The following is a 16,076-nucleotide window of genomic DNA, read 5'->3' as shown; positions in this document are numbered from 1 at the left end:
ACATAAGTACTAGGAACTTCGCTGCCGAGTGCGCCGATGGCGTTGCTGCCAATCCTTAGCACTGCGCACCGCCAACCACAAAAGGAGGAGAGCAATCAAGCCACCCTGCTTGGGTGCCTTAAGGGCAAATAAAATTAGCAGCATACAGAGAATATCCTGCCCGACAATGACCCAACGGGGCAGCTTCCCTAGGCGATAAAACCAACCCACCTGCACCAATTGCAACACAAAGGCAAACAGACCACTGAGGGTACCGATGAGCCACTGGGGTGTATCTGTTGCTGTTGCCACGGTCATGCCCAAAAGTGCACCCACCAAGGGGCTAAAGCACAGTTGCACAAGGATAATCAGGCGGTAGCCCCAGACATTACCTGCCAAGAAAATCTCAAGAAATGACCAAGCGGTTAAAACCCCCACCACCCAATAGGGAGAAAAGTGGCGTAACACAGGCACCTGTGACCAGAGTTGGTCTCCCTGCAATAAGCCAATCAACAGAAGAGGGAATGCCAGTCGTAGGCCGCCGGCCGCTGCCGCTGAAAGAATCGCTAGCACTTCTAGCATGACGGTTCTATGGGTTTCAAGATATGAGGAAGGGTTTCCCAGAGGCGATCGCACACCGTCTCAGGGGTATCGTTGGCCGTGATATTTAGCTCCAAATCCGCTTGGGCATAGAGGTGTTGCCGCGTTTCCAGCAATTCACCCAAGCGCTCCTCTAGGGTCTGCTCCTGTAAAAGGGGACGTTCCTGGTCATGGCGTAGGCGTTGACAGAGAACCGCAAGGGGCACAGAGAGCCAAACTACAATCCCATGCCGCAGATAACTCCAGTTCATCGGGTTTAGCACAATGCCACCCCCCGTGGCCACCACCAAATGATGGTAACTAGAGACCTGTGCTAAGACCTGTTGTTCCAACTCCCGAAAGGTGGATTCTCCCTCTTGGGCAAAGATCTCGCGAATGGGGCGTTGACGCAGCTCGGTAATCACTGCATCCGTATCCACAAAACCATAGCCTAGGCGCTGTGCTAAGAGCCGACCAACGGTGGTTTTACCGGCACCCATCATGCCCACAAGATAGATATTGACTCCCCCAAGGCGTTCTTGCAGTTCCATAGATAACCCTTTATCGACACCGCCAAGTCAGCACTTTAACCTAAATATGGCAGTCTTCTCACCATTCCCATGTCCCAGTCCAATCCCTACGCGACGCTACAGGTGGCCGTAACGGCGACCCAAGCCGAGATTAAAGCAGCCTATCGGCGGTTAGTAAAGCAGTATCACCCCGACTACCACCCCAGCGATCGCTCCAGTCACGAGCAAATGGCGGCCATTAACGCCGCCTATGAAATCTTGGGGGATGAGGAATGTCGGCGGGCCTATGATGCCCAGCACCGCATTCATCAAACTAGCGCCAAACCCAATATTCAACGTTCCCAAGCCGCCGATCGCGAGCTAGAGCAATGGTTGACCTTTACCTATTACCCTGTCCGTCGGATTATTGAAGCAGTCTTGCGATCGCTCCCCCACCAAATTGATGCCCTTGCTGCCGATCCCTTTGATGATGACCTGATGGATCACTTTCTTACCTACTTGCAGGACTGTCGCCGTGCCCTCACCCGCGCCCGTTATACATTCCAAGCCCAACCTAACCCCGCTGCTGTGGCCAAGGTAGCAGCCCACCTCTATTACTGTTTGAATCAACTGGTGGATGGTCTCGATGAGCTAGAGCAGTTTAGCCACAGTTACGACGATCGCTATTTGCACACTGGCCAAGAACTCTTTCGCATTGCCCGTCGCCTCTTCGCAGAGTGTCGGCTTGTCCGCTAGACTAGAGAAAATCAGCATCCCATGGCAGCAAAATTTAGTCTGCGCTATGAAACATACCCTATCGGTCTTGGTGGAAGATGAGGCGGGCGTGCTCACTCGCATTGCCGGTTTATTTGCGCGGCGTGGCTTTAATATCGAAAGCTTGGCGGTAGGCCCGGCGGAGCAAATTGGCATCTCCCGCATTACGATGGTGGTGCTCGGCGATGATGCCATCATTGAGCAACTAACCAAGCAACTCTACAAGCTGATCAATGTGCTCAAGGTGCAGGATATTACGACGATTCCCTGTGTGGAGCGGGAACTCATGCTCGTGAAGGTGAATGCCACGGCTAGTACCCGCTCTGAAATCTTGGAACTGGTGCAAATTTTCCGCGCCAAGGTGGTGGATGTTTCCGAGGATTCCTTGATCATTGAAGTGTCGGGGGATCCCGGTAAGATGGTGGCCATTGTCCAAATGCTTAATAAATTCGGGATTCGCGAAATTGCCCGCACGGGTAAAATTGCCCTTGTGCGCGAATCTGGGGTCAATACCGAATATCTGAAGTCCTTGGAGGCGCGAGTCTAGTTGGCGGGGAAGTGTCACTGGTTCTTGCTCGCGTTGGGGGCGATCGCCCTCAGTAGCTGTACGGCAATCGAGTCTTCTTCAGTAAACAACAATTCGTTGCCTTTGGGGGTGGCCCTCGCTCAAACGGGGAATGCGGCTCTCTACGGTCAAGAGGCACTGCAAGGGGTGCAAGTCGCTGGGGAGTTTTTCAACCAAACAGGCCAGATCAAGGGGCAGACCCTACAGCTGGTGATTCAGGATACGGGCAGTGATGAAGCGGGAGCAGTCAATGTCTTTCAAACCTTGATCAATCGCGATCGCGTGATTGGCATTGTCGGACCGACCCTCTCGCAACAAGCCTTTAGTGCGGATCCCATTGCTGAGCAAGCCGGTGTCCCAGTAGTGGCACCTTCCAACACCGCCCGTGGTATTCCAGAAATCGGTGCTTTCATTAGTCGTGTCTCCGCAGGGGTAGATGTGGTGGCTCCCACGGCGATTCAAGCCGCCCTTGAGATAAATCCCAACATTCGCCGCGTCGCCGTCTTCTTTGCCCAAGATGATGCCTTTAGTCGCTCAGAAACAGAGATTTTTCAAAAAGCGATTCGCGAGAATCCCAAGCTTGAGCTGGTTACTGTTCAGCAAACCCAAACCACCGATACCAATTTTCAAGCGCAGATTAATGCCACCCTCAATCTCAAACCTGATTTAATTGTCATCTCTGGTTTAGCAGCAGACGGTGGTAATCTCATCCGTCAACTGCGGGAATTGGGCTACCAGGGGCTAATTTTGGGGGGCAATGGTGTCAATACCGTCAACATTTTCCCCGTTTGTCGTCGCCTTTGTGATGGTGTTCTAGTGGCTCAAGCCTATAATCCCGAAAACCCCGATCCCATGAATGTCAAGTTTCGCAACGCCTTTGAAACAAGATATCGCCAAGCCCCTTCTCAGTTTAGTGCCCAAGCCTTTACGGCGGTTCAAGTTTTTGCCGAGGCCTTAGCGCGACTCTCCCAAGAAAAGAACCTGTCGGAGGTGCCCCTTGGAAAGATGCGTCAAGCCTTAAATGAAGAGATCCTCAAGGGCGTCTATGAAACACCCCTTGGGGAAATTCGCTTTACACCGGAGGGAGAGGTGCTGCAACGCTTCTTTTATGTCGGGCAGATTGAAATGAGTGAGGATGGCCAAAGCGGCAGGTTTAGCTTAGTGAAAAAAGTTGAACGGCCACAGGAGTAAAACCAAAGAGGAAAACTAGGGACTCACTAACTGAGCCGCTTCACGGGGTTTTTTACTCCGCCACAGGAGGCGAATCGGTGTGCCGCGAAATCCCAGTTGCTGACGAATTTGACCTTCAAGGTAGCGTCGGTAGTTGTCCTTAAAGAGCTTGGCGTCGTTGACAAATATGGCAAACGTGGGGGGCTGAGTAGCCACTTGGGTGGCGTAGTAGATTTTGCCTTGGCGGCCTTGGCGGGTTGCGGGAGGCGTATGCCAGCGCAGAGCCTCTTGAATGACCTCATTGACCACGGCTGTACTAACACGGCGCCGATGTTGCTCAACTGCCGCATCCACCGCTGCAAAAATTTTATCCAGCCGCTGGCCGGTCAGAGCGCTGACAAAAAGGGCATCAGCCCACTCAAGAAAATTTAGCCGCTGATACAGGCGATCGCGATAGGTGTTTATCGTATAGGCATCTTTTTCGGGAACCGCATCCCACTTGTTCATGATTAACACACAGGCACGTCCCTGATCAGCAATGTGCCCCGCCAAGCGTTGATCCTGTTCGGTAATCTCCTCAAGGGCATCTAGAACCAACAGCACGACATCGGAGCGGTGAATGGCCTTAAAGGCACGATGAACGCTAAACATCTCAGGCCCATAGGCCACATGGCCTCGCTTGCGAATACCGGCGGTATCAATGAAGCGGTACTGGGTGCCATTGCGTTCAATCACGGTATCTATGGCATCGCGGGTTGTCCCTGAAATGGGGCTAACAATGGCGCGATCGCTCCCAATCAAGGCATTGAGCAAACTGGACTTACCCACATTGGGGCGGCCGGCAATGGCCACCTGAATTTGTGGTGTTGCGGGTAAGGTTTCCTCCACAGGAGGCAAGTAGGTAATTAGTTGATCCAGTAACTCCCCTGTGCCACTGCCATGGATACTGGAAATTGGGTAGGGTTCCCCCAGCCCCAGTGACCAAAACTCCGCCGCCTGTGCCTGCCCCATTTGGCGCGACTCGCATTTATTTACCGCCACTAAGATTGGCAAAGGGCGCTGTCGCAACCAAGCGGCAATCTCGTAATCCAGAGCTGTTGGCCCTGCCTGGCCGTCTACGACTAGAATAGCGGCTGTGGCCTCTTGAAGGGCAATTTCGGCCTGCTGGCGAATCAGGGGCAAGAACTCACTGTCATCGTCAAAGACAAGTCCCCCTGTGTCCACGACCAGAAACTCCCGATCCTGCCAAAACACTTGGCGATAGGTGCGATCGCGGGTCACACCGGGTTCATCGTGGACAATGGCATCGCGCTCTCCCGCTAGGCGGTTGACAAAGGTGGATTTACCCACATTGGGGCGGCCAACCACAGCAACAACGGGTAGCGTCATAGGCAAGCTAGGGACGTTGTCCGTAGGAGGGTTACAGCTCAAGCGAACTACTGCGACGATACTGCCGGTAAGCAGAAAAGAAGAGTCCCGCCAAGGTCACCGGGATAAGGCCTAACACAATACCACACAACAATGGTTCAATCATGGAACAGACTGAATACAATAGAAGGGCTTTGTTTCCTTAAGATACACTATTTCATAAGCCCTGTTGATCCTGACGTGGTAGCTCTCTGCCCGCACTTTGAAACGTTGTCCTATGCCTCGCCCTTTGCTGCCCCGGTTCCTAAAGTACTTCCTGCCCACCACCGCGCTAGTCGCTGTCTTTTTTTTCCAGCTTTACAAGCTTCAGTGCAGCCACCTTTTAAGTCAAATTGAAGCGGATAAAATTGCTAAGGTTGAGCGCACTGAGCTTCTTCTCAAGCATTTTCTGCAAACAATTACCACCGATATTCAGATTGGTGCCCTCATCCTTGCCAAAAGATTGACCCCTACAGCTACACGGGCTGAGCAACAGGAGCGCAGGCAAGAAATTGCCGCTTGGCTGAAGGCTAAAGAAGTCTATGATTGCGTATTTCTGCTGGACGCCAACGGCAAACTCACGTTGAGCTTTACTTTGACAAAAGGGGGAGTCGCAATTAAAGAAGGGGCAGCAGCAAACTCACAGCCACTACGGCGCTATTGGTCGGCAATTCAACAACTGCAGTCGGGAGAGATGTTTGTCTCTCCCTTTGAATTAGAAAGTGACCCCAACTCAACGATGGTTGAGGCCCAGCCCTTTCTCTACGTGGTTACGCCCCTGACAGGCGGTGGGTTTTTGATGGTGCGCTACAATGCCATAGCTCTCTTTCGAGAATTTCAACTGGTTTGTCGCAATCCTTACTTGGGCTGTCTGTTAACGGATCGAAGGGGGCACTGGCTAGTGGGGCACTTCCCCGGCCAAGAGTGGGTTGCTACTGACTCGCAGCGTCAGGCGTTTACCGTGGCCCAACAGTACCCTCGCCTCTGGACACAGATGCAGGCTTCACCGAGGGGGACTTGGCAAGACGAGCAAGGCATATTCGTTTACAATCAAATTTTTCCCTTTGGTGACAATCAGCGCTCCCTTGATCCAGAGAAGGGCACCTCCATTCTTGGCGGCAATTATCCCCTGTGGATTGTGGCGCACCTGCCTGCGGCTGCCATTGAAAGTAAGCTGGTCGCAGGGGTTTATTTCCCCCTCTTGGCAGAATTTTTGGGGGTATGGCTCACAAGTGGCATTGGGGTGTACCTGGGCGTGCGCTACCAACAGCGGCGACAGGGCTGGCAAGAGCAATTGCAAGCCAGTGAGGGGCGCTTTAGGCAAGTCAGCGAAATGGCACCGGTGGGCATTTTCACCTTGGATCAGGCAGGAAGACCTACGTTCTTAAACCAAACCATGTTGCAGCTTTTGGGAGTCAACAGCGCCCTTGAAGCCGAGCAACACTGGATTGAGCACCTCCACCCCCAGGATCGGGAGCGCGTTGTGACCGCTTGGCAGGAGTGTCAACAAAAGCGGCAGCTTTTTCAAGCCCAGTTTCGTGTCCTGTACGGGGATGGCCAGAGCCGCTGGATCAATAGTCGCGTTGTCCCTCTTCAGGATTTGGAGGGAAAAACCTATTTTTTGGGCACTTGGGAGGATGTGTCCGCCATTGTTACCCAGCAACAACTTTTGGAGGAAGCCCGCAAAGCCGCCGAGGATGCTAGCCGTGCCAAAAGTGAGTTTTTGGCAACCATGAGCCACGAGATTCGCACCCCCATGAATGCCATTATTGGCCTGACGGGATTGCTCTTGGACACCCCTTTAACGGAGCAGCAGCGGGAATTTGTGAATACGATCCGCATCAGCGGTGATGCCCTCTTGACGATTATCAATGACATTCTTGACTTCTCCAAAATTGAGGCAGGCAAGCTGGAGTTGGAGGCTTATCCCTTTAATCTCCACAGTTGCGTGGAGGAGGTTCTAGATCTTTTGTCAGGGCGAGCGCAAGAACAGGGAATTGAGTTAGCTAGCTACATTGACCTGAGTGTGCCGCGACAGGTGATTGGGGATATGGGGCGGCTGCGGCAGGTGCTGGTGAATTTGGTGGGCAATGCCATTAAATTTACGCCCCAAGGGCAGGTGACTCTCCACCTCAAGGCCAAGCCCCTGCAAAAGCAGGATTACTCGGACTTTATACCCACTTACTATGATGTGTTTTTTGCGGTTCAGGATACCGGCATTGGCATTGCTAGCGATCGCGTGGGCCGTCTTTTTCAGCCCTTTAGTCAGGCAGACGCCTCTGTGACTCGCCGCTATGGGGGCACCGGTTTAGGACTGGCGATCTGTCAGCGGCTGGTGGAGCGCATGCAGGGACAAATCTGGCTGGAAACAAAAACGAAGGAAGGCCCACTGACGGTGGGGGGGAACCCTCCTGAGGCGTATGAGTCACTGCCTATCGGCGAAAGTGGGTCGGTGTTTTACTTTCGGGTTCGCCTGCTTTTGAATCCAAACCGCATTAGTGATGCCGCTGTTTCCCTCTTTCAAGGGCGCAGCCTTTTAATTGTGGATGACAATCCCCTGAACCGCCAAATTCTCCAACTGCAAACCCAAAGCTGGCAGCTGCGATCGCTTGTGGCCGCAAGTGGCTCCGAGGCGCTGGCGCTGTTGAGTCGGGAACCCCTGCCGGATGTGGCTATCCTTGACCTCCAAATGCCACAGATGGACGGTGTGACACTGGCAGAGCGCCTACGTCAAGCCTATCCCCAGCTGCCCCTTATCCTGCTCACTTCAGTGGGCAATGATCTGACTCCCCAGCAGCGGCAACTGTTTCACAGTCTAGTCAGTAAGCCCGTCAAACCCTCCATCCTTTTTAATGTTCTCAGTGATGTCTTTGGCCATCAGTCACAAATTATCAAGCCGCAAGCTACTGCCCCCTCGCTAGAAAAAATGAAGGAGAGGTTACCGCCCCTGCGGATTTTAGTTGCTGAGGACAATAAGGTGAATCAAATGGTGGCCCTGCGCCTGCTGGAAAAGTTGGGGTACCGCGGCGATGTAGCTGCCAATGGTCTAGAGGTGTTGGAGGCAGTCCAGCGGCAACCCTACGATGTGATTCTGATGGATATGCAAATGCCGGAGATGGATGGAGTCACGGCCACGCGAGAGGTGATTGCCCTATTTCAAGGGCTAAAGCAACCCCGCCCGCGCATTATTGCCATGACGGCCAATGCCATGGAGAGCGATCGCCAGCTTTGCTTCGAGGCTGGCATGGATGATTATGTGAGCAAGCCCGTCCGCCTTGAGGAGTTGGTGCGCGCCTTACAACGCTGCCGCCCCTTAAGTCCCTCTGTATAGCCTCTGGAGGGGAGTCAGCAGGGAGAGAGAAGCCCCTGGCGAGACATTTAGCGATACACTAGAGACAATAGACTATTGTGTTGTTTATTCCAGTCAAAACTATACATTTATCTATTTATCTATGGTCACTCCTGAGCAACTGACGAAGCGAATTCAATCCAGCTTGCCTGATGCCTTTGTGCAGGTGCAAGATTTAACCGGCGGTGGCGATCACTATGAAGCCGTAGTGGTGTCTGCTGCCTTTGAGGGGAAGCGACTGGTACAACAGCACCAATTGGTCTATGACAGTCTGAAGGATTTGATGGCGACCAATGAACTCCATGCCCTTGCCCTCAAGACCTACACACCGCAGCAATGGGCACAACGCCAGTGATCTAATGCTGCAAGCATTGACTGAGCACTTACGAGAATTCATCCAGTCTTCTCGCGCTGCCAAAACACAGTTGTAAACGCAACGGCATTGCGCCAACCAATCAAGTATTTGAGCTTGTTGGTCAAGTCCTAGATAGATTCGATAGCTGTAGGCCAAGGTCAATATATGCACACCATAGCAGATTGATATCCCTGTATCCTGAGGCTGACCTTTTAGGTACAGCGCGGGACTTATAGACCCCCGAACCCCCAATAGTTAAAATTCAATATTAATCTGTTCCTTTCTTAGCTGTGAACTGCAGAGGTAGCACCAACCATGACACCCGAACTCCACGCCAAAATTGATAACCTTGTCAAAAGCAACAAAATCATCGTCTTTATGAAGGGCAGCAAACTCATGCCCCAATGCGGCTTTTCTAACAATGCAGTGCAGATTTTGAATGCCCTCGGCGTCCCCTATGAAACGGTGGATGTGCTTGAGGATTTTGAGATTCGCCAAGGGATTAAGGAGTATTCTAACTGGCCAACGATTCCCCAAGTGTTTATCAATGGCGAGTTCATTGGTGGCTCCGATATTCTGATTGAGCTGTATCAAAGCGGCGAATTGCAACAACTGGTTGAGGTGGCCTTAGCTTCATAGCTATTTTCTCGTATTCAGTAACGCTCAAAAATAAATCCCCCAGTGCTGGGGGATTTGCATCAGTTCAACCACCTTGACCGCTTGGCCTAGAGCGTGGCGGATTAGCCAAGGTTCACTTTGACGACGCGGTTTTTCTCTTCTTCTGCTTTCGGGAGGGTCAGGTGCAGGATACCGTCCTTGTATTCGGCTTTGACATCGGTATTTTGAATCCGCACTGGCAGAGGAATGACCCGTTGGAATTTACCGTAGCGGAATTCAGTGCGTTTGATGCCGTTGCTCTCGCTTTGGCTTTCGGATTTACGTTCGCCACTGACACAGACGGCGTCCGCCGTTACTTGAATATCTAAGTCTTTAGCATCTATGCCGGGCAGTTCAATTTTTAGAAGCAAGGCATCAGGGGTTTCTTCTAGTTCGGCTGCCGGCAGAAAGCTGATATTGTTGCGGCGTTCGGTCAAGGGAATCAATTCATCAAATAGACGGTTCATTTGGCGTTGTAGCTCATCGATTTCGCGGAACGGTTCCCAACGAACGAGTGCCATACGCTTATCCTCCTCATTTTATTTTCTCTAGGTTTCAGATTGCCCACGGGATGGTTTACAGAGAGAACAGCTCCAACAACTAACTTTGTTTTTGTTTGTTTTTGTCGTCCTTGGTATTGCTTGGGCTTATTCCCTCTGCCTACCTTCACTATAGAAGATGCAAGTCTTGATACAAGTGGGGTTTAACGATCTTTCCAAGTTCTTTTTTCCGAACCTGTATTATCTTAATGGGGAAATTAAGGAAACATTAAAAATTGTTGACCAAAGGGTTATCAACCTGCACTGCTTGCAGCACCGCTTGGGCATTGGCGATCGCCAAGGTCCCCCGCAGAAACCCAATATTTGCCCCCGCACACAGATAGCTCAAGGACTTCTGCCGACAGAAGTCTTTTAAGGCCTCAACGCTACGCAGTTGCCGCGGCCAGTGGAAGGTGGTGGCGCTTTTAATCGGAGCCAGTTCTCCCCGCGGTGTAGGCAGCAGATGGCGGCCGGTAAAGAGAACACCCCCTTGGCCATACCAATAGACACAGGCGCTGCCGGGGGAGTGGCCGGGAGTCCAGAGGATTTCAAGAGTTTCACCAAGGGCAAGATGGTGGTTAAAGGAGGTGACCCGCACTTGGGGCAGAAGATAGGCCTCCTGTGCCTGAATGATTACTTCGCAGTCAAAGGTGCGCTGTATCTCCCGCACGTGGGCGATCGCCCCCCGATGGGTAAGGATAAGGCGCTGAACACCCCCCTGTTCCCTGAGCCAATTTTGGCTGCTCTCTGTCCAAGGGGGGGAATCAATAAGGGTATTCCCCTCGTTTTCTACAATGAGATAAGCAGTGCCTCCTAGCGTCTCGCGGTTTGGTGGAAACCCATAAACCATGGGCAAGACAAGGCGGGGCGGTTTCTGTTGTTGAGCCACAGGGATTGCAGTCATGACATGGATTTCCCTTATTGTATTGGGTTTGATCTTGGTCTTTATTGTCCGCCAGAGTGCTGCCCGTGTCAGTCAAACCCCTTGGTGGCTCCTGTGGCTGGTGCTGATGTTGCCAGCGTTTTTTATTGGGGGTTGGCTGCTGCTTTTAGGAAATACTCCTGTGCCGTCGGGATGGTTGGTTCTTGTTTTTGTCACCAGTTCGGTGCTCTATCTTGTGCTTTTGCGCCGAGGCCAGCGCTCCTTACCGGCGGCACCACCCACACCCCCAGCGCCAACACTGACGGAAAATGGCAAGCTCCTCAATCAGGATGAAGAAACGCAGTTGCAGAGCTGTTTCCCTTGGGGCATGTATTACCTGCAACAAATTGAGTATCGTCCGCAGGCAGTGATCTGCCGAGGGCAAATGCGGGGGGATGCCAACCAAGTCTATGAAACGGTGGAGCGTAATATCGCCCAACACTTTGGCGATCGCTTTCTGGTCATGTTTCAAATGGGTTTGAGTAATAAGCCCTTTTTTGCCTTGATTCCCCGCGATCGCCTGCCCCAGCCCCAACAGCTTTTTCGTCCCGCTCTCAGCCTTGGCCTTCTCGCCCTAACATTTCTCACCACGACGGTTGCTGGACTGGCACTTGTGGCCCCTGATTTGACAGCAGCAGAACTGCGGCTCAATCCTAGTTTGCTTTGGCAAGGGTTGCCCTACAGCGTCAGTCTGCTCTTGATTTTGGGCATCCATGAACTGGGACACTTTGCCACTGCGTGGTATTACCGCGTCAAAGCAACGCTGCCCTACTTTATTCCCCTGCCCTTTGCCATGGGTACCCTAGGCGCCTTTATCCAGATGCGATCGCCCGTTCCTCATCGCCGTGCCCTTTTTGACATTGGGATAGCAGGCCCCTTGGCGGGGTTGCTGGTGACGCTGCCAATTCTAATTTGGGGGTTACAGCAGTCGGAGGTGGTGCAATTGCCCGCCAATCTTTCGCAGCAGCCCCTCAATCCTCAGGTGTTTAGTCCGCGCATTTCTCTGCTCTTTGCCCTCATTGCCAAAGCCATTTTTGGCGCTGCCCTCAAGGCAGACAGTGCGTTGCACCTCCATCCCATGGCCGTGGCCGGAGTGCTGGGCTTGGTGGTGACGGCCTTGAACTTGATGCCAGTGGGTCAACTGGATGGGGGTCACATTGTCCATGCCATGTATGGCCATCGGGCGGGGGCAATCATTGGCCAAGTCAGCCGTTTACTGGTGCTGATGCTTTCGTTTATTCAACCGTGGCTCTTTGTCTGGGCGTTGATCCTGTTCTTTATGCCCGCCTTTGATGAACCTGCCCTCAATGATGTCAGCGAGTTGGATAACTGGCGCGATGCCCTTGGCTTGATGGCCCTAGTGTTGCTGCTGCTGATTATTTTTCCAGTACCAACCCCCCTTGGGGATCTGCTACTACCGACACACCCAATGCCATAGGGGATGACGTTGCCCCTGCTGCCGAATGCGCAGGACTTGTTTTTCGAGGCGGTGCTGCCACTTGGGTGATCTGCCCCAGAAAATGTTGCGGGTCTGCCAGTAGAGAACACTCAGGGTCAGGCCAATGCACAGCGCCAAACCGATCGCTGGCAGCCGGTTGAAGAGAATGCCATAGCGCAACGCTGCCCACGTAAAATGCTCCCGCATCAGGCCAATTTCATAGCGGAAGCCCCAGAGACTCAAGGTACCCACAGTGAGCCAAAGAAAGAGCACCACCATCCAGCGCATGAGCACAGTCAGGCGATGCAGGCGCTCCACCTGCTGCCGAAATTCTGACTCAAGGCCTTGGGGTATTCGCGATCGCTCGTTCGCAGACATCTCTCTTCTCTATCGTATCTTTTTGCAGCTTTTTCACCATCCAATGTTAGTTTGCAAGGGGGTACCTTCTCAGGACACCACTGAACAAGAGAACTCAATTTTATTTTTGTGGCACACTGTTGGGAAACAATGCCAGTGAAGAGGAGCCTCCGATGCCAAGCGTGAGTCTGCTGCGGGCAACATCCTATGACCTTGACCGTCTCAGTGCCTCCCTTGAGGAACTGCTAGCGCCCTTGGGGGGAATGGCGGCGATGGTTAAACCGGGCGATCGCGTGCTGCTGAAGCCGAATTTACTCACCGGCGCACGGCCCAAACACGAATGCGTCACTCGCCCAGAAGTGGTTTATTGCGTTGCCAAAATGGTGCAGGCGGTGGGGGGACAACCCTTCTTAGGGGATGGACCTGCCTTTGGTTCGGCACTGGGGGTGGCCCGCAACAATGGCTATTTGCCCTTTATTCAGGAATTGAATCTGCCTGTCATTGAATTCCATGGCGATCGCTATGCCACCGACAATCCGGAATTTGCCCACCTGCGCCTGAGCAAAGAGGCGATGGCCGCCGATGTGGTCATTAACCTTCCCAAGGTCAAATCCCATGTGCAACTCACCCTCACCCTTGGCGTGAAGAATCTCTTTGGCTGTGTCCCCGGCAAAATGAAGGCATGGTGGCACATGGAAGCCGGCAAGGATGGCGATCGCTTTGGCCGCATGCTGGTGGAAACCGCGCGGGCGATCGCCCCCGATTTAACCATTGCGGATGGCATTATCGGCCATGAAGGCAACGGCCCCAGTGGCGGAACGCCGCGACCCCTGAATGTTTTGGGTGCCAGTCGTGATGTCTTTGCTCTCGATCGCGCCCTTGTGGCTATCCTGAATGTGGATCCTGAACGTATTCCCACCCAACGCGCGGCCACTGCCCTCGGCTACAACTACGAGCTGAGTGAGATTGAGTTTCCCCTCGCCCGCCCTGAAGACTTGGCTGTTTCTGATTGGCAACTGCCGCCGCAGATGATGCCCATTGACTTCGGTGCGCCGCGCGTCCTCAAATCCACCTTCAAACATCTCTATATTCGCTGGATCAAGGAACCCCTAACTGCCTATAGCCAAAAGGCTTAAGTTCCCACACGGAACAGCCTTTGATAAGCTAGGGGAATACCGTTGGAGAGAAGCGTCCTTGAGCTTTGACTACGATCTCGTAATTATCGGTGCCGGTGTGGGGGGACATGGGGCTGCTCTCCATGCCGTCAGTGTCGGTCTAAAAACAGCCATTGTCGAAGCCGCCGAAATGGGGGGCACCTGCGTCAATCGCGGCTGTATTCCCTCCAAGGCACTGCTAGCGGCAGCCGGGCGCGTCCGCGAATTGCGTCAAGCCAATCATTGGCAAGCCCTTGGCATTCAACTGGGGCAAGTCAGTATAGATCGCGCTGGGGTTGCTGCCCATGCCGCCAATTTGGTGCAAAAAATCCGCAGTGATCTCACCAATAGTCTCAAGCGGCTTGGTGTGGATACGCTCATTGGTCGAGGGAAAGTGGCGGGTTCCCAAAAAGTGAGCATCACCACCCCCAGCGGAGAAAAAATTGTTACCGCCAAGGACATTATCATTGCCACGGGGTCAGTGCCTTGGGTGCCCCCCGGTATTGAAGTGGATGGCAAAACTGTCTATACCAGTGACGACGCCATTAAGCTGGATTGGTTACCCCAGTGGGTGGCCATTATTGGCAGTGGCTACATTGGCCTAGAATTTGCCGATATTTACACTGCCCTTGGCAGCGAAGTGACCATGATTGAAGCGCTGGATCAACTCATGCCCACCTTTGATCCAGATATCGCCAAACAGGCACAGCGCGTCTTGATTGCCCCTCGCGACATTGAAACCTACAGCGGTACACTTGCCCAGCGGGTAATTCCCGGTAGCCCAGTCGTCATTGAATTAGCGGATGCCAAAACCAAAGAAGTGGTGGATGTCCTAGAGGTGGATGCCTGCCTTGTGGCCACGGGGCGTATTCCCGCCACGCAAGATATTGGCCTAGAGAGTGTGGGCGTGACAACTGATAAGCGCGGCTTTATTCCCGTGGATGACTATCTGGCGGTTACCAAAGACGGTGAACCCATTCCCCATCTGTGGGCGATCGGTGACGCCACAGGGAAAATGATGCTGGCCCATGCCGCCTCGGCGCAGGGCATTGCAGTGGTGGAAACCATTGTCGGGCGGCCTCGCCAAGTGGATTATCGCAGTATTCCTGCAGCGGCCTTTACCCATCCGGAAATCAGCTTTGTCGGCTTGACGGAACCCCAAGCCCGTGAGCTAGGGGAAAAGGAAGGCTTTGAGGTGCAGGTGGTGCGCACCTACTTCAAGGGTAACTCGAAGGCATTGGCGGAAACGGAAACCGATGGCCTAGCCAAGGTGATCTTCCGTGCGGATACAGGCGAGCTACTGGGGGCGCATATCTTTGGTCTCCATGCTTCGGATTTAATTCAAGAGGCGGCCAATGCCATTCGCGATCGCCAGACGGTGAGCCACTTGGCCTTTAATGTCCATACCCATCCCACCCTCTCTGAGGTGCTTGACGAGGCCTTCAAGCGTGCCCATGAGATGGTGACCCACCGCTGAACTTGCTACGATAAAGTTTGGAGTCTTTCAGGAGTGGGTGATGACACAGGCCACACAACCTGCCAAGGGAATCGTGATGACCGAAGCTGCCCTCAAGCACGTGCTCGAACTGCGTGACAAGCACGGCAAAGACCTATGTTTGCGGGTAGGTGTGAAAGGGGGTGGCTGCTCGGGAATGTCCTACACGATGGACTTTGAAGACCCCGCCAATATCCGTCCCGATGATGAAGTTTATGACTACGATGGCTTCAAGGTGGTCTCCGATCCCAAGAGTATGCTCTATATCTATGGCTTGGTGCTTGACTACAGCGACGCTCTGATCGGTGGCGGCTTCAAGTTCATCAATCCCAATGCCACCCAAACCTGTGGTTGTGGTGCTTCGTTTTCTGCCTAAGGAGTCCTGCCCTTGACAACATCTCAGCCGGTAAGCGACGTTGAACGCCAATTTAAGGCGGCGATCGCCCGCTACAAAGAAGGGGCAACTGCCTCAGAACTCATCCCCACCTTCAAAGAGATTTGCCAGCGTGCGCAAAAAAGTAGCGCCGCTTGGACCTGCTTGGCGTGGCTCTATCTTCTCGATGACAAGCCCCAGTCCGCCCTAAAGGCGGCTCAAAAAGCGGTCAAACTGAATCCTGAAGACCCCCAAGCCCGCATTAACCTTGCAGTGGCGATGCTCGAAACAGGCCAAAAAGGGGTTCGTCCCCACATTGAACTGGCGCAAACCGTTGTTGCCGCTGTGGCGGAGCTGCGCCAAGAGGTGATGGAAAACTTTGCCGACGGTCTGAAGCGCAAGCCCGATTGGGAGAGCCTTGCCCGCGTCAAACAGTGGGTACTGGGGAGTTAAC

At 53.3% G+C, this 16,076-nt stretch carries 18 protein-coding genes and 1 pseudogene; 11 read left to right on the top strand and 8 right to left on the bottom strand.

The features are described 5' to 3' along the window. Positions 1 to 9 precede the first annotated feature (9 nt). Together ACK4HN_RS00690 and ACK4HN_RS00685 are read right to left on the bottom strand one after the other, a co-directional pair. The gene (locus ACK4HN_RS00690) at positions 10 to 561 is read right to left on the bottom strand and encodes a DUF4126 domain-containing protein (RefSeq protein ID WP_409877089.1); all 552 of its coding nucleotides are present in this window, start codon (positions 559 to 561) and stop codon (positions 10 to 12) included. Further along, positions 555 to 1,109 (bottom strand): shikimate kinase, encoded by a 555-nt coding sequence (locus tag ACK4HN_RS00685; protein WP_409869251.1) that lies wholly within the window; start codon positions 1,107 to 1,109, stop codon positions 555 to 557. Before ACK4HN_RS00685 ends, ACK4HN_RS00690 begins: the two co-directional genes overlap by 7 nt. 69 nt (positions 1,110 to 1,178) lie before the next feature. On the opposite strand from ACK4HN_RS00685, the gene ACK4HN_RS00680 reads away from it, so the two are divergent. From ACK4HN_RS00680 to ACK4HN_RS00670, 3 genes are read left to right on the top strand one after another with little or no spacing between them, the layout of a single operon-like run. Continuing rightward, entirely contained in the window at positions 1,179 to 1,823 is a 645-nt protein-coding gene (locus ACK4HN_RS00680; protein WP_409877088.1) for a J domain-containing protein, read from the top strand. A gap of 46 nt (positions 1,824 to 1,869) precedes the next feature. Next, positions 1,870 to 2,388 (top strand): acetolactate synthase small subunit, encoded by a 519-nt coding sequence (ilvN, locus tag ACK4HN_RS00675; protein ID WP_409877087.1) that lies wholly within the window; start codon positions 1,870 to 1,872, stop codon positions 2,386 to 2,388. Next, positions 2,389 to 3,597, top strand: a complete 1,209-nt coding sequence (locus ACK4HN_RS00670) for an ABC transporter substrate-binding protein (RefSeq protein ID WP_409877086.1) — start codon at positions 2,389 to 2,391, stop codon at positions 3,595 to 3,597. 15 nt (positions 3,598 to 3,612) lie between these two features. Here the strand turns inward: ACK4HN_RS00670 and der are convergent, their stop codons facing one another. After that, positions 3,613 to 4,965, bottom strand: coding sequence for a ribosome biogenesis GTPase Der (der, locus tag ACK4HN_RS00665; RefSeq protein ID WP_409869255.1), 1,353 nt, complete (start codon positions 4,963 to 4,965; stop codon positions 3,613 to 3,615). A gap of 31 nt (positions 4,966 to 4,996) precedes the next feature. Beyond that, positions 4,997 to 5,110, bottom strand: coding sequence for a cytochrome b6-f complex subunit V (petG, locus tag ACK4HN_RS00660; protein WP_298612828.1), 114 nt, complete (start codon positions 5,108 to 5,110; stop codon positions 4,997 to 4,999). A gap of 111 nt (positions 5,111 to 5,221) precedes the next feature. Between petG and ACK4HN_RS00655 the strand changes: the two genes are divergently transcribed. Both ACK4HN_RS00655 and ACK4HN_RS00650 read left to right on the top strand, forming a co-directional pair. Next, positions 5,222 to 8,314 (top strand): response regulator, encoded by a 3,093-nt coding sequence (locus ACK4HN_RS00655; protein ID WP_409877084.1) that lies wholly within the window; start codon positions 5,222 to 5,224, stop codon positions 8,312 to 8,314. A gap of 121 nt (positions 8,315 to 8,435) precedes the next feature. Continuing rightward, positions 8,436 to 8,687 carry a BolA family protein gene (locus tag ACK4HN_RS00650; protein ID WP_409853009.1) on the top strand — a complete coding sequence of 84 codons (252 nt, stop codon included), beginning with the start codon at positions 8,436 to 8,438 and terminating at the stop codon, positions 8,685 to 8,687. A gap of 39 nt (positions 8,688 to 8,726) precedes the next feature. Here ACK4HN_RS00650 and ACK4HN_RS00645 read toward each other — a convergent pair. Continuing rightward, a pseudogene (locus ACK4HN_RS00645) lies at positions 8,727 to 8,858 on the bottom strand (helix-turn-helix domain-containing protein); the annotation flags it as partial. A 144-nt stretch (positions 8,859 to 9,002) separates the two neighbouring features. Between ACK4HN_RS00645 and grxD the strand changes: the two are divergent. Further along, a complete protein-coding gene (grxD, locus tag ACK4HN_RS00640) occupies positions 9,003 to 9,326 on the top strand; it encodes a Grx4 family monothiol glutaredoxin (protein ID WP_024125804.1) in 324 nt (107 codons plus the stop codon). A gap of 101 nt (positions 9,327 to 9,427) precedes the next feature. Here grxD and ACK4HN_RS00635 read toward each other — a convergent pair whose 3' ends face one another. Both ACK4HN_RS00635 and ACK4HN_RS00630 read right to left on the bottom strand, forming a co-directional pair. After that, a complete protein-coding gene (locus tag ACK4HN_RS00635; protein ID WP_409869257.1) occupies positions 9,428 to 9,865 on the bottom strand; it encodes an Hsp20/alpha crystallin family protein in 438 nt (145 codons plus the stop codon). Between the two features lie 247 nt (positions 9,866 to 10,112). Then, complete coding sequence (locus ACK4HN_RS00630) at positions 10,113 to 10,787, bottom strand: MBL fold metallo-hydrolase (protein WP_409869258.1); 675 nt, start codon at positions 10,785 to 10,787, stop codon at positions 10,113 to 10,115. On the opposite strand from ACK4HN_RS00630, the gene ACK4HN_RS00625 reads away from it, so the two are divergent. Next, entirely contained in the window at positions 10,786 to 12,243 is a 1,458-nt protein-coding gene (locus tag ACK4HN_RS00625; RefSeq protein ID WP_409869259.1) for a site-2 protease family protein, read from the top strand. The genes ACK4HN_RS00630 and ACK4HN_RS00625 overlap by 2 nt on opposite strands. Here ACK4HN_RS00625 and ACK4HN_RS00620 read toward each other — a convergent pair. Then, positions 12,220 to 12,621, bottom strand: coding sequence for a hypothetical protein (locus ACK4HN_RS00620; protein WP_409869260.1), 402 nt, complete (start codon positions 12,619 to 12,621; stop codon positions 12,220 to 12,222). The genes ACK4HN_RS00625 and ACK4HN_RS00620 overlap by 24 nt on opposite strands. 152 nt (positions 12,622 to 12,773) lie before the next feature. Here ACK4HN_RS00620 and ACK4HN_RS00615 point away from each other — a divergent pair, with 152 nt between their 5' ends. From ACK4HN_RS00615 to ACK4HN_RS00600, 4 genes are read left to right on the top strand one after another with little or no spacing between them, the layout of a single operon-like run. Further along, positions 12,774 to 13,736 carry a DUF362 domain-containing protein gene (locus tag ACK4HN_RS00615; RefSeq protein WP_409869261.1) on the top strand — a complete coding sequence of 321 codons (963 nt, stop codon included), beginning with the start codon at positions 12,774 to 12,776 and terminating at the stop codon, positions 13,734 to 13,736. 58 nt (positions 13,737 to 13,794) lie between these two features. Next, complete coding sequence (gene lpdA, locus ACK4HN_RS00610) at positions 13,795 to 15,231, top strand: dihydrolipoyl dehydrogenase (RefSeq protein WP_409869262.1); 1,437 nt, start codon at positions 13,795 to 13,797, stop codon at positions 15,229 to 15,231. Between the two features lie 40 nt (positions 15,232 to 15,271). Beyond that, positions 15,272 to 15,625, top strand: coding sequence for a HesB/IscA family protein (locus ACK4HN_RS00605; RefSeq protein WP_409869263.1), 354 nt, complete (start codon positions 15,272 to 15,274; stop codon positions 15,623 to 15,625). Positions 15,626 to 15,637: 12 nt separating this feature from the next. Beyond that, positions 15,638 to 16,075, top strand: coding sequence for a tetratricopeptide repeat protein (locus ACK4HN_RS00600; protein WP_409869264.1), 438 nt, complete (start codon positions 15,638 to 15,640; stop codon positions 16,073 to 16,075). Position 16,076: the final 1 nt, after the last annotated feature.

The sequence above is a fragment of the Thermosynechococcus sp. genome, from assembly GCF_046299655.1.
Lineage (GTDB): Bacteria > Cyanobacteriota > Cyanobacteriia > Thermosynechococcales > Thermosynechococcaceae > Thermosynechococcus.
The sequence above is the reverse complement of the archived record's forward strand: the minus strand, read 5'-3'. Positions and strand labels throughout refer to the sequence as shown.

Coding starts and splice junctions, on each gene's coding strand:
- ACK4HN_RS00690 (WP_409877089.1), bottom strand. CDS start 561: ATGCTAGAAGTGCTAGCGATTCTTTCAGCGGCAGCGGCCGGCGGCCTA.
- ACK4HN_RS00685 (WP_409869251.1), bottom strand. CDS start 1,109: ATGGAACTGCAAGAACGCCTTGGGGGAGTCAATATCTATCTTGTGGGC.
- ACK4HN_RS00680 (WP_409877088.1), top strand. CDS start 1,179: ATGTCCCAGTCCAATCCCTACGCGACGCTACAGGTGGCCGTAACGGCG.
- ilvN (WP_409877087.1), top strand. CDS start 1,870: ATGAAACATACCCTATCGGTCTTGGTGGAAGATGAGGCGGGCGTGCTC.
- der (WP_409869255.1), bottom strand. CDS start 4,965: ATGACGCTACCCGTTGTTGCTGTGGTTGGCCGCCCCAATGTGGGTAAA.
- petG (WP_298612828.1), bottom strand. CDS start 5,110: ATGATTGAACCATTGTTGTGTGGTATTGTGTTAGGCCTTATCCCGGTG.
- ACK4HN_RS00655 (WP_409877084.1), top strand. CDS start 5,222: ATGCCTCGCCCTTTGCTGCCCCGGTTCCTAAAGTACTTCCTGCCCACC.
- ACK4HN_RS00650 (WP_409853009.1), top strand. CDS start 8,436: ATGGTCACTCCTGAGCAACTGACGAAGCGAATTCAATCCAGCTTGCCT.
- grxD (WP_024125804.1), top strand. CDS start 9,003: ATGACACCCGAACTCCACGCCAAAATTGATAACCTTGTCAAAAGCAAC.
- ACK4HN_RS00635 (WP_409869257.1), bottom strand. CDS start 9,865: ATGGCACTCGTTCGTTGGGAACCGTTCCGCGAAATCGATGAGCTACAA.
- ACK4HN_RS00625 (WP_409869259.1), top strand. CDS start 10,786: ATGACATGGATTTCCCTTATTGTATTGGGTTTGATCTTGGTCTTTATT.
- ACK4HN_RS00630 (WP_409869258.1), bottom strand. CDS start 10,787: ATGACTGCAATCCCTGTGGCTCAACAACAGAAACCGCCCCGCCTTGTC.
- ACK4HN_RS00620 (WP_409869260.1), bottom strand. CDS start 12,621: ATGTCTGCGAACGAGCGATCGCGAATACCCCAAGGCCTTGAGTCAGAA.
- ACK4HN_RS00615 (WP_409869261.1), top strand. CDS start 12,774: ATGCCAAGCGTGAGTCTGCTGCGGGCAACATCCTATGACCTTGACCGT.
- ACK4HN_RS00605 (WP_409869263.1), top strand. CDS start 15,272: ATGACACAGGCCACACAACCTGCCAAGGGAATCGTGATGACCGAAGCT.